Source organism: Francisella sp. SYW-2, from assembly GCF_008711475.1.
GTDB lineage: Bacteria > Pseudomonadota > Gammaproteobacteria > Francisellales > Francisellaceae > Francisella > Francisella salimarina.
In genome coordinates this window covers 1-16333 of record NZ_VXKO01000011.1, presented here as the reverse complement: position 1 = coordinate 16333, position 16333 = coordinate 1, and the positions used below count along the sequence as shown (strand labels likewise).

Below are 16333 nucleotides of genomic sequence, written 5' to 3'. Positions count from 1 at the left end.
TAGGTCAAATTGTTCGTAAGATAATATCATGAAAATAACTAAATTATAGTGAATATGGTTTTGTAAAAAACAAAAAAATAAGTCATTTTTGCTTTATAAAAGAAACTATTTTAATCATCTGCTATAATCTGTTTATCTAAAATTTTCAAAAATAATTTGCATGGCTGAAAAATATATATACTCAATGCATAGGGTCGGCAAAGTTGTGCCACCTAACAAATATATCCTTAAAGATATTTCACTATCATTTTTTGATGGTGCAAAGATTGGTGTATTAGGTCTTAATGGTTCTGGTAAATCTACTCTACTTAGAATTATGGCTGGTCTTGATACTGATATTGTTGGTGAAGCAGCTCCACGTAAAGGTGTCAAAATTGGTTATCTACCACAAGAACCGAAGCTTGATGAAACAAAAGATGTAAGAGGTAATGTTGAAGAGGCACTATCACACTTGCAAGAGATGCTTACTAGGTTTGATGAAATTAGTATGAAGTTTTGTGAGCCAATGTCAGATGATGAAATGGCTAAACTTCTAGAAGAGCAAGGTAATTTACAAAATGCTATAGATGCCGCTGGTGCTTGGGAGATTGATCGTAAGCTAGAGGTTGCTGCAGAAGCTCTTCGCCTTCCACCTTGGGATGCTGATGTTACTAAGCTATCTGGTGGTGAAGCTCGTCGTGTTGCTTTATGTAAACTTCTATTATCTGCTCCTGATATCCTACTTCTAGATGAGCCTACTAACCACTTAGATGCTGAATCTGTAGCATGGTTAGAGAAATTCTTGGCAGAATATAAAGGTACAGTTGTAGCTATTACCCATGATAGATATTTCTTAGATAATGTTGCTGAGTGGATTCTTGAGCTTGATAGAGGAGAAGGTATACCATTTAAAGGTAACTATTCACAATGGCTTGAGCAAAAGCAAAAACGTCTAGAGATGGAAGAGAAACGTGAATCTTCACATCAAAAAGCGCTTAAAGAAGAGCTAGAGTGGGTACGTCAAAATGCCAAAGGTCGCCAAGCTAAATCAAAAGCTAGATTAGCGAAATTCGATGAGTTAAGCTCTCAAGAGTTTCAAAAACGAAACGAGACTCAAGAGCTATATATTCCACCTGGTGAAAGACTTGGTAATAATGTTATCAAGGTTAAAGATCTTGTTAAATCGTTTGATGATAAGCTTCTTGTAGATGGTCTTGATATGGATGTATATCCAGGTTCGATTGTTGGTATTATTGGAGCTAACGGTGCTGGTAAGTCTACATTCTTTAAGATGCTAACTGGTAAAGAAACTCCTGATTCTGGTGAGATAAATATCGGTGAAACTGTAAATCTAGCTTATGTAGATCAATCTCGTGATGCTCTTGATGATAGCAAAACTGTTTGGGAAGAAATTGCTGATGGTTTAGATGTAATTACAGTAGGTAAATTCACTATTCCATCACGCCAATATGTAGGTAGATTTAACTTCAAAGGTGCTGATCAACAGAAATACATTTCTCAGCTATCAGGTGGTGAGAGAAACCGTGTCCATCTTGCGAAGCTACTAAGAAGTGGTGGTAATGTTATTCTACTAGATGAACCGACAAATGATCTTGATGTCGAGACTTTAAGAGCGCTTGAGGAAGCTATATTAGCCTTCCCAGGTTGTATCATGGTTATTTCACACGATAGATGGTTCCTAAACCGTATTGCTACACACATGCTTGCTTTTGAGGGTAATAGTGAAGTAGTTTGGTTTGAAGGCAACTACGATGCTTATATCGAAGACAAAAAACGCCGTCTTGGCGATAAATATGATGCTATTACTAAGATTAAATATAAGCGAATTTCGGTTGATTAGTATTTATCTAATTAATTATTTACCTCAATCATATTAAAGCTAGGGTCATAGAAAAAAGCCTGCTTTGTATTTGTTTCTTTACTAAATTCTTCACTTATTATTTTAATATCTAAAGACTTTAATTTTGCTAGAAATTCTGTGTAATCTATAGTGGTAAGAGCTATTACAAAATGTGTTTGAGCAGTCTGATTTATAGGGTCAATAAAAGGTCTAGTCATTGTTTCTGATAGTATTAAATGCAAATAAAAATCTCCAGCTCTGTACCACAAACCTTTAGATTCAAAATTTGGTCTCTATATTTTTTCAAAACCAAGGATATTAGAGTAAAATTTTTCAGAATATTCTAAATTCTTAATGATTAGAGCAATATGGTTAAGTTTAATTTTTTCGTAAACATAAAAAATATAATAATTTATTTATTTGAGTATTTTATACTATACTGAATTGATAAACTATTTAAGGCAAAAACTTATGATTAAAAAAATAGTATTTTGTATATGCTTTTTTCTCTTTCTATTAAACTATAGCTTTGCTGATACTGGTATTAGTAATGATCCGATAAATGCTCCTTCTAATACTTCAAAAGTAGAGAGTAAAGGTTTTTTAGATGAGTTTGTAGTTACACCAGTTACAGATGTGGCCTTATTGGCAACTGCACCAATTGGTTCTTTTTTTGGCTTATTCAAAGGGGCTTCAAAGACACAAGATATTCTCTATAATGGAGAATATCATTCAGGTGATAGCGATATAGTTAATGCTTTTGTAGCTCCATTTGCAGCAATAGGCTTTGCATTAGGTGGAGCAATTTATATGACTGTCAAACTACCTGCTGATCTGATAAATGGTGAAAAGTTAGATTACTAAAAAGGAGTATATTTAAAACTTATAGTTGGGGGCTATAGTTTCCAAATTACTTTAGGCAAAGTCTAAAGTTAATAGTAACCTTCTTTCTCCATCTACAATATTTGGTGATCTATGAACTATACCTGAGCCTGAGTTGCCTATCCAAGATTCCCCTTTAAGTAATGCAATATTTCCAGTATTAAGTTTTTGAATATTTGTATTTTTATTCAAGAAAGGATTATCGACCTTACCTAGTAAGTTTCTATCGACTTCCTCATTATATAACCATTCGCTTCCTGTACCTGAATAAGTTGTTACAAGTCTACATGGCACATGATCAACATGAAAACGAGGGCACATAGCTTTATCAATAATAGCTAATCTTAGACCGGCTTGTTCTAAATCAAAAAGATAACAAAACATATCGATGATCTCTGTTATATCTTCAATTAAATAATTTCGCAGAGGAAAGTTTGGTAGCTGCTTAGTTAGTTGTTCTTTGACATCTAAGGGTTTGACTATTATAGGTAGAGTATGAGTACTGCTACTTTCTCTAATGTAATTTTTAGCAGCTATAGCTAAGTTTTCACTAATATTTCTCTGCCATATAGAGATATTAATATTATCATCGTATATATCTGATAGTACTAATTTATCTTTTGATTGAGATCTGTTTTTTCCAATAGATTTTACCATAGCTTCAGTACACAAGAAGATTTAACTTAAAACTCTTAATATGTTATATTATAACATTTAATAGTATTTGATAAGATTTATATTGTCTAGATACAAAATCAATAAAGGTTAGGTATTAGTAATGCAAGATATGGCTCCTCAAAAACTTATTCCTGTGATCGTAATCACAGGTTTTCTAGGTAGTGGAAAGACTACTTTCTTATCTAAGCTTCTTAGACAAGAAGGAATGTCAAGAACAGCTATAATAATTAATGAGTTTGGTGAAGTTGGACTAGATCATGCTTTAGTTGAACATAGTGATGAAGATATTGTTGAACTCCAAAATGGCTGTATCTGCTGTACTATTAGAGCAGATTTGACTCAAACATTACTTAATTTAGCAAATAAACTGTCAAACAAAGATACGAAAGAGTTCGATAGAGTTGTAATAGAAACTACAGGTTTGGCAGATCCAGCACCTATAATCCATACATTAATGAGATCATTCGAGCTTCATCAAAATTATAAGTTAGCAGGGGTGATTACTATTGTTGATGCGATTAATGGGACTTCAACTTTAGATATACATCAAGAAGCTCTTAAACAAGCCGCAATGGCTGAACGAATTGTTATTTCTAAGACAGATATAGCTGACAAAAAAACACAAGAAAATCTAATAAGTGTATTAAGGTCAATAAATCCATCAACTCAAATAATAGATGGTGCAGATAAAGGTGCTGTAATATCAGCAATAATAGGTTTAAATACTTATGATTCAGATAGTAAATCTGAAGAAATTTTAAAGTGGCTTGCAATCGAAGAGTTTGATCAGCATCATAACCACGACCACGACCACGACCACGACCACGACCACGACCACGACCACGACCATCATAATATAAATCGCCATAGTAGTGAAATACAAGCTTTTTCAATGACTAGTGATACTCCTATTAGTTTGATGGCATTTAATTTGTTTCTAGAGCTAGTTTCAGCTATATCAGGACCAAACTTGCTTCGAGTTAAGGGTATTATAAATATAGTGGGAGAGGAGGTGCCTGTGGTTATACACGGAGTACAACATCTTTTTCATTCTGTTAGATGGCTCGATGAATGGCCAGATAATGATCATCGTACTAGATTAGTTTTTATAACTCGTAATATTCCTGCTGAGGCAATACAAAAGTTATTTGATTCTTTGTCATCAGCTACTACAGAGGCCTGATGTATTTTTGTATCAAAGATAACAATTTTATAAAAAATAAATTATAATCACCTCAGAGTTTATTCTGACAATATTTATCTAAACTCTTTTTTATCAAAAGTTTGATAATCTGCTTCGTATAACGTGTTGTTAACACAAGTTAGAATTTGCTCAGATAAATATTTAAAGTTAAAAACCTTAAGGGATTATTATATGTCATTTGAGAGTTACCCAAAAACCAGACTTCGTCGAACTAGACAGACTGAATGGTCAAGAAAGTTAATTGCAGAAAATACTCTTTCGCCAAGTGATTTAATTTGGCCTGTATTTATACATGATCGTGATGATGAAGGGGATATTCCTATTGAGTCTATGCCTGGAGTATTTCGTTATAGCCTAAAAAGTGTTCCAGCTATTGTCAGAAAAGCAACTGAGTTAGGAATCCCAGCAATAGCACTTTTTCCAAATATAAGTAGTCATAAGAAAGACTCTCAAGCATCAGAGGCTGTAAATCCATCAAATATTGTTTGTCGAGCTATAAAAGCTGCAAAAGATGAAAATAAGAATATCGGAATTATATGTGATGTAGCTTTAGATCCTTTCACAGATCACGGACATGATGGGATTTTAGACGATAAACATAGGGTATTGAATGACCAGACTGTAGATGTACTAGTTCAGCAAGCACTAGTTCAAGCGCAGGCAGGATGTGATATCGTTGCACCTTCTGATATGATGGATGGGCGTATTGGAATGATTCGTCAAGCATTAGAAGACGAGGGTTTAGTTGATACGCAGATTATGTCATACGCAGCTAAGTATGCTTCAGGATTTTATGGACCATTTAGGGATGCTATAGGTACTACTAACCTAACAGGTAATGATAAAATATTAAAATTTCGCGATAAGCGTGGCTATCAAATGGATCCAGCAAACTCTGATGAAGCACTTAGAGAAGTAGCTATGGATATATCAGAAGGCGCTGATAGTGTTATGGTCAAGCCTGGTATGCCATATCTAGATATAGTTTATAGAGTATCGTCAGAGTTTAGACTTCCAACTTTTGTTTATCAGGTAAGTGGCGAATATAATATGCTTAAAAAATCTGTTGATTGTGGTGAGTTAGATGAGAAAGTTATTTTAGAGTCTCTGCTAGTGTTTAAGCGTGCTGGTGCATGTGGGATATTTACGTATTTTGCACCTTATGCTGCTGAGAAGCTATTACAAAAGTAATTATATAAATTTATATTAGCTCTTAGTTATAAGTTTACTAAACTATAGGCCTAGTTTACTTATAATATTTTTAGACATTGACTCTATAGCATTTCTTACAATATCAGAGAGTATTTCATCTTTTTCAAAGATTCTTTGACCCTCTACACCATAAAACTCAACATTGCTAATATCCATCCCTACAGCATCAGCTAATGCTAAAGATGGCGCAACTCCAACGCTATGTGAGGATAGAAAACCACCAAAGCTAAGTATGTCTTTTGCTTTGAAATAAAACTCTGAACCTGGTGTAACTTTGGCATATACCGCATCTATAAGGATAATTTTGTCATATCCACTATCTAGAAATGTTAGTAGATTTAAACCTGGTCTATCAGCACTTTCTACAGTGATATTTTGAATATTTTTTTCTCTTACAACTTCAGCTAGTTTATCGGCTACAAACCAACCAAATTGATCATCTGCAAAAGGTGATCCTATACCAAGAATTAGAGTTTTTTGTTTCATTTTTTACCTTTTATGATAAATAAAATTCTGTAGGGGTAGCACATTATGCTGTCCAGTAAGGTATTATTTTATTTTTCTTTTTGAGTATACATTTACAAACTTAAACACAAAAAATACAGAGAAAATAGCTACTAAGCTTAAGCCAATAGTAGATGAATAATCATCAACAAAGTCTGTAACTAGATTAATTGTAGCTATATTTGTATTTAATAAGCCTAACAATTCAACTAAAGCAACGATATAAGCAGCAGCTATCACAATACACAAAATTATGATGTTATAACGATAAAATCTCTGCTCTTTTGAGTTAAAGCTTAGAACTTTTGACATTAATCCAGCATCTATAGAGTCAACTATAATCATCCCTAGAGCAAATGAGATAGGTAGCAACATAATATACCAAATAGATAAACCATTTAGTACATTAGCAGCAGCCATGCCTAATAGAGCTACCTCAGTTGCGGTATCAAAGCCTAAACCAAATAGAAAGCCTACAAAATACATTTTATATGGTCTATCTATGACTTTGATTATAGGTCTAAAAAGTTTTGCCAATATAGAATTTGATGTATGATCGTGAGCCATACTAGTTTTATTTTTGAGCATTTTCTTTAGAGAGAGAAGACTCATAGTCCCTGTTAGTAGCAAAAATACAGCCGATACAATAGTTCCAAAAAAAGCTCCCACATCCAAAGCATTAGTTTTCTCGATACTGGCAAAACTAAAGCCGATAACTATAAGTAGAGTAAGCAAGAAGACAATTGTTGAATGACCTAAAGCAAAAAATAAACCAGTTTTGAAACTTGCTCTATTTTGAGTTATTAGTTGCCTTGTTACATTATCTATAGCAACTATATGGTCAGCATCAAAGCCATGTCTAAGGCCTAGCATAAAGGCAATGCCAATCATACTAAGCATTTTAAGATCTTGGGTTGCTAGGAATAATAGTAACGCTAAGATTAGTACAGAGAAAATAGTTATATTTTTTCTCATATTAGTTCCTTAAATTATGAACATAGTTAATATTTCGCTACTTATTTTAACTAATTTTGTTTCTTAAATTAGAAATTTATAGCTAAATTAAAAAAATATGTGTCATAGGATGACTGATTGTGTTTAATCTCTATCAATATTCAATGTTAAGAAATGTGCAGAACAAGATATACAAGGATCATAGTTACGAATAACCATCTCAGCATGTAGTCTTAGCTCATCTTCTGGCTTATCTAAACCAAAGTTTTCTAAAGCTATACGCAGATCAGCCTCAATACAAGGTAAGTTTTGTGATGTAGGTGCTGATATTCTTATTTTCTCAGCTAAACCTTGATTATTAACCTTGATATGATCTATCTGAATACCACGCGGAGCTTCTACAGCACCCCAAGCATCGGCAGCCTTGACAGTATAGTCAACACATGGAGTATCTGTATATGAGTAGTTTTCACATACTTGTAACGCTCTTTCTATCGCCCAGTAGCCCTCGATAGCTCTAGCAACTACAGAATGGAACATATTTTTACTTGGCCATTTAACACCAGTAGCATGTGCCATTTCTTGGATATGCTTAGGTAGTTTGTCGAAGTTTAGGTTGATTCTTGGCAGAGGACCTAAAAGTATTGGCTGACCATCAATAGTTGTAGAGTGTAGCGCTGTAGATTGTGGAGCATGGAACTCTCTGAAATGATCATCATACTCACTAATATGGAATTTCTCACCATCACTAGTAATCACATCATCACCAAATACAGGATATTCAGTAGGATGTGATAAGCTAACCATCTTAAACGGAATAGTAGTATCTGGGAATGATAGTTTAGATACCCACTCAACCACATCTTTAGCTTCTTTTAGGGCATCTTTTAGCTTAGGAATCAGTGCATGTACTTCTTTTACCAAAGGAGCTTTGTAGAAGCCACCAACTTTCATACCATTAGGATGAACAGATCTACCACCTAGTAGTTTAAGTATATCATTACCTAAATGTTGTAATTTAACACCTCGGACAACTTCTTTAGGGTAGTCTTTTGCCATCTCGATAGCTGATCTATAACCTAAGAAGTCAGGTGCCGCTAATAAATGTACATGTAGATAATGCGACTCAATCCATTCACCCAAAAACATCAATAGACGCATATCATCAATCCATTGAGTTCTAGTGATATCAAAAGCAGTTTCATAAGCTCTTGAGAAGCCTGCTTGATATGCAAGAGGGCAGATACCGCAGATACGAGCTACAGCATCGATAATTGCATTTGGTTCTCTACCTTCGAGGAATTTTTCAAAATAACGAGGTGGCTCATAGATTCTTAGCTCACACTTATCTATTTTTCCATCTTTAATTCTTAAATCTAAAGCACCTTCACCTTCAACACGGGCTAAAATAGGCACTTCAATAACTGTTTCTCTACTCATAATTATACTCCAGCCTTTTTAAATACTTCATCTTGGCTACTGATAAATCTATATTTATCTTGGATTTGTTTGTCTGATAAACCAAGTTCTTTTAATCTAGTTGTCATTGCATCTAGATTGGCATATTTTGATGCACCAAAACAACCATAACAACCACGTCCAAGTTTTGGACAGATTGCACCGCAACCATCTGCTGTTACAGGACCCAAGCATGGCTCATCTTTTGCCACCATTACACAAGTAACGCCAGCATGCTTACAGCTTGTACAAACTGGATCAACAACTTTCTCAGGCTCTACACCAAATAGTAGCTGGCGGATAGCTTTGAGTATTTGCTCCGTAGTTATAGGACAACCAGAGATTTCAAAATCAACATTTACATACTCTTTGATAGCTTTTGCTGTAGATAAATCTTCTTTGATAATTACATCTGTATCTTGAGGATATACAGCTTTTTGCCATTCTAGGAGCTCGGCAGCATTTGTATAGTTTCTTAGAGCTTGAATACCTCCAGCCACGGCACAAGCACCGATAGCCACTACATACTTTGCTTTTTCCCTAATTTTTTGTAAGCGTGGAATATCATGATGAGTGTTTACACTACCTTCGATAAATGCAATATCAACATCAGCAAACTCATCTAGAGGACCAGCTTCTGCAAAGTGAACAATATCAACCATTTCAGCTAATGTAAGTAATGATACAGCATCATTGATTAGAGCTAGTTGGCAACCATCACATGAGCTGAATTTATGCACAGCTATTTTTGGTCTAGGAGCTAAATTTTTTAATTTATCTTGAGATGACATAATTATACTCCTTTTATTTCTAATAGTTTCTTAACAGCTGGATAAGCATATACAGCACCATCTTTACAGACAAATTCTTTGCCCATTTGGCAATGACCACAATGTCCGATAGCACACTTCATGCTACGCTCTAAGCTGACAAAAATTTGCTCTTCTGGCACACCAACTTTAGCAAATTCTTTGGCAACATTTTTCATCATAATCTCAGGACCAACAGTCATAACCACTGTATTTTTGTGATCAATATCAAGATCTGGAATTGCTGCAGTTACAAAGCCATCATACCATTTCCATGGGCCGTGAGGCTCGCCAGCTGTAGCTGCTAGAAGTACCTGTGTATTTGGTTGGTTATTCCAGCGAGTGTATTTATCTTGGTAGATAAGACCAGAAGTATCACGAATGCCTTGTACGACATATACTTTACCAAAAGCATCTCTATCTTTTAGGATTTCTTCTGTTGCAGCAACTAGAGGAGCATTACCAAGACCGCCCGTCATAATTACAACATCTTTACCTTTTGCTTGCTCTACAGGCCAAGAGCTACCAAATGGACCTCTAACACCTATAGTTTCACCAGTTTTTAGTTTGTCCATACCCTTAGTTATACGACCAACTACTTGGATTGTATGCTCAAAGATATCATCAGCAAAATTTCTATCATTAACAATAGATATTGCAACTTCACCAACACCATATAAGTACAGCATATTAAACTGACCTGGGTGGAATTTGTAATTTTTGCGTAACTCTTCATCTACAAAGCGTAAACGTAGGGTAAAAATATCATCAGCATCTTTGATAAACTCAACTATCTCAGCTTCATGAGGTAAATAAGCATCTTGTGGGTATATCATAATTATTTCTCCTCACAAATAGCGTTAATTTCTTCTGTAACATCAATTTTTACAGGACACCATGTGATACAACGACCACAACCAACACAACCTTTAGTTTTGAACTGCTCTCTCCAAGTACCAAACTTGTGAGTTAGCCATTGGCGATATCTGTGTTTTGGTTCTTCACGATATAGTTCACCATGAGTATAGCTATGATCTAGACCAAAGCATGAATCCCATTCACGTGTATGCTCACTTTCTTTACCATCTAAGCTTGGTTGCTCTTTTTCTGTATGGCAGAAGCAAGTAGGGCATGATTGCGTACAGCTACCACAAGATAGACATCGCTCTGCAACATCATCCCATTGTGGATGATCATATGAGCTAGTTAGTGCTTTTTCTACTTGAGCTATTGGTGGTAGAGTTTTCTTTTGCATACCATACACAGCTTTTACTTTTTGTTCAGCTTGATATGTTTGAGCGCCTGTTGCTGGTTCTAACTGTAGTGCTAATATGGTTTGTCTACCTTTATCACTACCTGTCTCTATCACAAAACCATTCTCAATTTCTGTCATAGCTAGATCAAAACCTTTATCCGCTTCTGGCTTATCTCCTAGAGCGATACAGAAACAGTTACTATGTGCTGTAGTACAGTTTGCAGCTACGATAAACATAGCTTCTCTTCTAGCTTTATAGCGTACATCTTGATAAGCATTTTCAACAAACACTCTATCTTGAATTTCAATAGCTCTTAGATCGCAAGGTCTAACACCTAGTACAGCATATTTTTTATTATTTAAACTTTGATTGAATGTTAGTTTGCCACTCTCATCACGAGAAACTCTCCAGAGTGTTTCTTTCTCTTCAAAAAGCATCGGCTTAACAGACTGAACTGGTACACTCCAACCAAAAGCTTTTTTAGCATCTGTTTTGATGACTTCATATTTTGCCGGCTCTTGTATATCTACATAACCCCAAGGCAACTCGCTTGCATTGTTTATATTGTCATAAACAATAGATTTATCTCTAACTGCTGGCGCCATAACTTCATAGCCTTGCCCTGAGAAGTAAGAAATCATTCTATCTAGGTCATCATGTTTTAAGAAATAAAACTGACTCATATTACTCTCCTTAACATATTCTTGGTAATTGCTCACCATTTAACCAATCCACACGTCTTTTGCCACCAAATGTGGTTTTCATAAATACTTGTGGTTGCTCACTTTTTCTTACGGTTGCTATCACTTGGGCATTTTCTCCTAACGGATGACCCCTTAAGCAGTCTAAAACCTTTTGAGTCTGACTAGGCTTACAAGCGATTAAAACTTTGCCTTCATTGGCGATATATAATGGATCTAAACCAAGTAGCTCACACGCTGCTTGAACTTCTTTAGATATAGGAAGTTTTTCCTCATCTATCTCAATAGCTACATTATGTTGGTTTGCCCATTCATTTAGGGTTGCACCAACTCCTCCACGAGTAGGGTCACGCATTGTTTTTACTTTACAATTGTTCTCATAAATCGAGTCTATCAAGCCATCTAAAGATGTTGCATCACTTACTATTTGGCACTCAAAATCAAGTCCAGCTCGCTGTGACATTACAGCGACACCATGATCACCTAGAGAACCATTTATGATAATTTCATCACCATCTTCAAGAGTATCTCTAGTGACAAAGTCATTACGAATTACACCAACTCCAGTTGTATTGATAAAGATGCCATCTCCTTTACCTTTCTCTACAACTTTAGTATCTCCAGTTACAATTTGAACATTTGCTTTTTTAGCTGCCTCTGCCATAGAATCTAGGATTACTTTTAAATCTCTAAGAGGTAGACCCTCTTCTAAAATAAGTCCTACAGATATATATAATGGTTTAGCGCCACCTACTACTAGATCATTAACTGTACCATGAATTGCAAGACTGCCAATATTGCCACCTCTAAAGAAATATGGCGTGATTACATAACTATCTGTTGTCATAGCGATCTTACCATTTATGTGCGGTAGTACAGCTTGATCCTCTGCTTGAGCTAGATATTGACTATCAAAACTTTTTTTAATCATCTGCTCGATTAAATGATGCATAGCCTTACCACCAGCACCCATCGCTAGATCGACTACACCATTTTTGATGTTTAATTTCACAGCCATTTTAGTCTCCGTATTGGTAATGTGCCGCACAGGCACCTTCTGATGAAACCATACAAGCTCCCATAGGTTGCTCTGGAGTACATACAACACCAAATAATTTACAATCTTTTGGCTCTTTTAAGCCTCTTAGAATATCAGGACAAGCACATTGCTTATGCTCTAGCCCTTGCACCTCGGGGATTTGATAGTATTTTTCAGCATCAAAGTTTGCATATTCGTCTTTGATCTCTAAGGCACTATTTGCAATATATCCAAGTCCACGCCATTCAAAAGTATCTCTAATTTTTAGATATTGAGTTATTAAATCTTGTGCTAGCTGGTTGCCATTTGGTACTACAGCCCTTGTATACTGGTTCTCTACACCTATTTTGCCAGCGTTTATCATCTTGATAAGCATAAGTATAGATTGTAGTACATCCAAAGGCTCAAAACCTGCTACAACCATTGGCTTTTGGTATTCTTTAGTTACTTTATCATAAGCATTACTACCAATAATCACACTGACATGAGATGGACCTAAAAAACCATCAATCTTAACATCTTCAGATAAGATCGCTTGCATAGCTACAGGTGTAAGTACATGATTACAAAATACTAGAAAATTATCTAATTTCTTAGCTATAGCTAGTTGTATAGCTACAGCAGTTGGTGGCGTAGTTGTCTCAAAACCAATAGCAAAGAATATAACCTTTTTATCAGGGTTTTCTTCAGCTAATTTTAGAGCATCTTCTACTGAGTAGATCATCCGTACATCAGCACCACGCGCTTTTGCTTTGATTAGACTATCTTGGTGAGACCCTGGTACGCGAATCATATCTGCGTAGCTACAGAAGATTACATCTTTTTGTGATGCCAAAAATATTGCTTGATCCACTCTTTTGATAGGTAGTACACATACAGGACAACCTGGTCCGTGTATCATTTTGACATTGTTAGGCAAAAGACTAGGAATGCCATAACGGTGTAAAGCATGTGTATGCCCACCACAAAATTCCATTAGGTTATATTGTCTATTAGGGTCAACTTCTTTAGCGATTTGTTGTAGAAGAGATTTTGCAACTTCTGGGGCCCTAAACTCTTGTATGTAATCCATAACATTACCCCTTTTATATTATACTTTTTAGATCCTCTAGAGTCTGATGAGCCATTTCTTTATCTAGTTTGCTAAGAGCAAAACCAACATGGATTATGACAAAATCACCGATAAGAACTTTATCTCTTAGTAGAGCTAGAGAGATATTTTTTTTTACACCGCCAACATTAACAATTGCTTGATTATCTTCTTTGATTTCTACAATTTCTGCGGGTATTGCTAAGCACATTTTACTCACCTTTTTTATATTTTTTGGCACCGAGCCAAGCTTGTCCAAGGCTTACACCACCATCATTTAGAGGAACTTTCTCTGATATATAAATATTGAAATCCATTTCTTTAAGTTGACGGTAAGTCTCTGTTAGTAGTAGCTTATTTTGGAAACAACCGCCACTAAGTATTATGTTCTTAATATTTCGAGGTTGGGCTGAGTTACTAATCCACTGCGCTAGAGCATAAGCCAAAGTGCTGTGCCATAAGTTACTAGCAACACTTATATTATCGCATTTTATTATGCTTTTTAGTAGTTTTTTTAAATTTAAATTAGTTTTAAATGATACCGATTTGGTATCATATTGAATGCTTGAAATATCAGCTAAAGACTCTAATTCTATAGCGGCTTGAGCCTCGTAAGTGTTGATGTTGCAAATATTTAATAAGCTAGAAACAGCATCAAAGAGTCTGCCCATACTAGTAGTTTTACCTTTAGGTAAAGAGTCATTTTGTAAAAGCTTGATTAGACTTTCAGATTGCGGAAACTCTTTGAGATGATTTGGTATCTCAAGAGCATATTTATGGCATACTGCCAAAGCCATTCGCCAAGGTTCTTTGGCAACTTTGTCACCACCGATATAGTCAATAGGATCTAGTTCACCAATGCGGTTAAATTCTAAATTATCAATATCACAATGATAAAGTTCACCACCTCTAGCTAAACCATCTTCACCTAAACCAAAACCATCTAGTACGAGACCTATAGCTTGACCTTGCAAATTATTCTCAGCAATTACAGCTGCTAGGTGAGCTTGATGATGTTGGATCTGATAAATTGGTAGATTAAATTTCTGAGCAAAATAAGTGGTATAAATATCAGGATGTAAATCACATGCAATAGCATCAAATTTAAGCCCAAACATCTTTTGGAAATGCTCCAAAGATTGCTCAAAAAATTCGATATTTGCTTGGCTATCCATATCGCCTATGTGTTGCGATACAAAGGCTTGATTATCTTTAATAAAACAAAAAGTATTCTTCAAAAATGTACCAGTAGCTAGTATATTTGGTAGAGTTTCTGATAGTTGGATTGATTGCGGTACAAGTCCTCGAGATCTTCTAATTGGTAGATTTTTATCTATCACAGTATGAAAAACACTATCATCACTTTTTATCGCTATATCACGATTATCTGTAACTATTAGATCAGCTATATCTTTGAGCTTTTCGTGAGCTTCATTATTATTAGCAATGATGCTTTCACCAGAGATATTTGCACTTGTGACAATCAATGCTAAATCATGAGCCTCATTAAGCCAGCTAGAGCCAGTAGGTCGGTTTAGTAGATGATAAAAAAGGATATAATCAGTCCCTGTTGTGGGTAGCATAAAGCCAAGCTGATTTATGCGTGGTGCAATAGATGAGCTAATATTGTTAGTAGAGTGTCTTTTAAGTAAAACAATAGGTCTGATAGTTGTCTTTAGAAGCTCGTTTTGCTGTGTAGTAACTTCTGCGAAATGCTCTTGTATGCTTTGGGTGTTTAGAGCCATTAAAGCAAATGGTTTATTTGGGCGAAGTTTTCTTCTACGGAGTTCTGCGACTGCTTGAGTATTTGTAGCATCTACAACTAACTTAAAACCATTTTGACTTTTAATTGCGATAATTTTACCAGCTTTGATAGCTTGGGATATTTCTTCAAAAGAGTGTGACAATTCTGGGCCACATTTAGCACATGCAACAGTTTGAGCATGATAATGTCTATCTAATGGATTTGTATAATTGGCTAGACAATCATTACATAATGGAAAATCTTTATAAGTAGTTTTATCTCTATCATAAGGTAGGCTTTGTATCGTACTAAAGCGAGGGCCGCAATGCGTACAGCTAGTATATGGATATAGATAGTAGCGACTTTGTGAGTTAAAAATATCATCTAAACATAAGTCACAAATTGCTGTGTCAGCAGGAATTTTAGTCGTAGAGCTACCTTGTTGAGTTTCTAGAATTTTAAAATCTGTAAATTTAGTTTTAGTTTGATAAATAGTTTTTTGGATAGTTTCTATACTAGCTAGCGGAGGTAGTTTTGCTTGCATATCATTTATGAAACTATCTACGGTAGATTCATCACATTGTAGAAGGATTTCAACACCATTAGGAGTATTTTGCACCGAGCCACATAAATTCATATCTTTGGCAAGGCAATAGATAAAAGGGCGAAATCCAACCCCTTGAACTATACCATTGACGAGAATTTTTGTTATGGTTTGTTGCATTTTGTCATGTGTCTCAAATTATTATCTTTATGGTTTATTTGTAGTGACAGCACAGTGTGCTGTCTTCTAAACAACTGACAGATCAATGATCTGTCACTACATATAAAAAAATCGTCATCAACTATGTTGTAAATTATTTACGAAATTTGCATTTTCAGTCTTAAATCTCTAATTTTAGCATTAGCAATGACTATAATTTTTCTCATAACAGCTATAATAGCGACCATCTTCTTTTTAC

15 protein-coding genes and 1 pseudogene are annotated in these 16333 nt (G+C 35.2%); 4 read left to right on the top strand and 12 right to left on the bottom strand.

Going from position 1 to position 16333, the window contains the following annotated elements:
• Positions 1–160: 160 nt before the first annotated feature.
• Positions 161–1840 (top strand): energy-dependent translational throttle protein EttA, encoded by a 1680-nt coding sequence (gene ettA, locus F3D57_RS05020; RefSeq protein WP_150465429.1) that lies wholly within the window; start codon positions 161–163, stop codon positions 1838–1840.
• An 11-nt stretch (positions 1841–1851) separates the two neighbouring features.
• On the opposite strand, the pseudogene F3D57_RS10505 reads toward ettA, so the two are convergent.
• Positions 1852–2208: pseudogene (locus tag F3D57_RS10505) on the bottom strand (VOC family protein).
• Positions 2209–2311: 103 nt separating this feature from the next.
• Between F3D57_RS10505 and F3D57_RS05005 the strand changes: the two are divergent.
• The gene (locus tag F3D57_RS05005; RefSeq protein WP_150465427.1) at positions 2312–2704 is read left to right on the top strand and encodes a hypothetical protein; all 393 of its coding nucleotides are present in this window, start codon (positions 2312–2314) and stop codon (positions 2702–2704) included.
• Between the two features lie 51 nt (positions 2705–2755).
• On the opposite strand, the gene F3D57_RS05000 is transcribed toward F3D57_RS05005, so the two are convergent.
• Complete coding sequence (locus tag F3D57_RS05000; protein WP_150465426.1) at positions 2756–3379, bottom strand: DUF1826 domain-containing protein; 624 nt, start codon at positions 3377–3379, stop codon at positions 2756–2758.
• Between the two features lie 121 nt (positions 3380–3500).
• Here F3D57_RS05000 and F3D57_RS04995 point away from each other — a divergent pair, with 121 nt between their 5' ends.
• Positions 3501–4583, top strand: coding sequence for a CobW family GTP-binding protein (locus tag F3D57_RS04995; RefSeq protein WP_150465425.1), 1083 nt, complete (start codon positions 3501–3503; stop codon positions 4581–4583).
• Positions 4584–4775: 192 nt separating this feature from the next.
• Positions 4776–5795, top strand: coding sequence for a porphobilinogen synthase (hemB, locus tag F3D57_RS04990; RefSeq protein ID WP_150465424.1), 1020 nt, complete (start codon positions 4776–4778; stop codon positions 5793–5795).
• 42 nt (positions 5796–5837) lie between these two features.
• On the opposite strand, the gene F3D57_RS04985 is transcribed toward hemB, so the two are convergent.
• The 10 genes from F3D57_RS04985 to hypF form a co-directional block, all read right to left on the bottom strand.
• Positions 5838–6302, bottom strand: coding sequence for a hydrogenase maturation protease (locus F3D57_RS04985; protein WP_150465423.1), 465 nt, complete (start codon positions 6300–6302; stop codon positions 5838–5840).
• Positions 6303–6365: 63 nt separating this feature from the next.
• Positions 6366–7295 carry a HoxN/HupN/NixA family nickel/cobalt transporter gene (locus F3D57_RS04980; protein WP_150465422.1) on the bottom strand — a complete coding sequence of 310 codons (930 nt, stop codon included), beginning with the start codon at positions 7293–7295 and terminating at the stop codon, positions 6366–6368.
• Between the two features lie 123 nt (positions 7296–7418).
• Entirely contained in the window at positions 7419–8714 is a 1296-nt protein-coding gene (locus F3D57_RS04975) for a Ni/Fe hydrogenase subunit alpha (protein ID WP_150465421.1), read from the bottom strand.
• A gap of 2 nt (positions 8715–8716) precedes the next feature.
• A complete protein-coding gene (locus F3D57_RS04970; RefSeq protein WP_150465420.1) occupies positions 8717–9523 on the bottom strand; it encodes a sulfhydrogenase subunit delta in 807 nt (268 codons plus the stop codon).
• Positions 9524–9525: 2 nt separating this feature from the next.
• On the bottom strand, positions 9526–10377 hold the full coding sequence (locus F3D57_RS04965; RefSeq protein WP_150465419.1) for an FAD/NAD(P)-binding protein: 852 nt from the start codon (positions 10375–10377) through the stop codon (positions 9526–9528).
• Between the two features lie 2 nt (positions 10378–10379).
• A complete protein-coding gene (locus tag F3D57_RS04960) occupies positions 10380–11480 on the bottom strand; it encodes a 4Fe-4S dicluster domain-containing protein (RefSeq protein WP_150465418.1) in 1101 nt (366 codons plus the stop codon).
• 10 nt (positions 11481–11490) lie between these two features.
• A complete protein-coding gene (gene hypE, locus F3D57_RS04955; protein WP_150465417.1) occupies positions 11491–12516 on the bottom strand; it encodes a hydrogenase expression/formation protein HypE in 1026 nt (341 codons plus the stop codon).
• 1 nt (position 12517) lies between these two features.
• Complete coding sequence (gene hypD / locus F3D57_RS04950) at positions 12518–13609, bottom strand: hydrogenase formation protein HypD (protein ID WP_150465416.1); 1092 nt, start codon at positions 13607–13609, stop codon at positions 12518–12520.
• A 13-nt stretch (positions 13610–13622) separates the two neighbouring features.
• Positions 13623–13838 (bottom strand): HypC/HybG/HupF family hydrogenase formation chaperone, encoded by a 216-nt coding sequence (locus tag F3D57_RS04945; protein WP_150465415.1) that lies wholly within the window; start codon positions 13836–13838, stop codon positions 13623–13625.
• Position 13839: 1 nt separating this feature from the next.
• On the bottom strand, positions 13840–16095 hold the full coding sequence (gene hypF, locus F3D57_RS04940) for a carbamoyltransferase HypF (RefSeq protein WP_150465414.1): 2256 nt from the start codon (positions 16093–16095) through the stop codon (positions 13840–13842).
• Between the last annotated feature and the right edge of the window lie 238 nt (positions 16096–16333).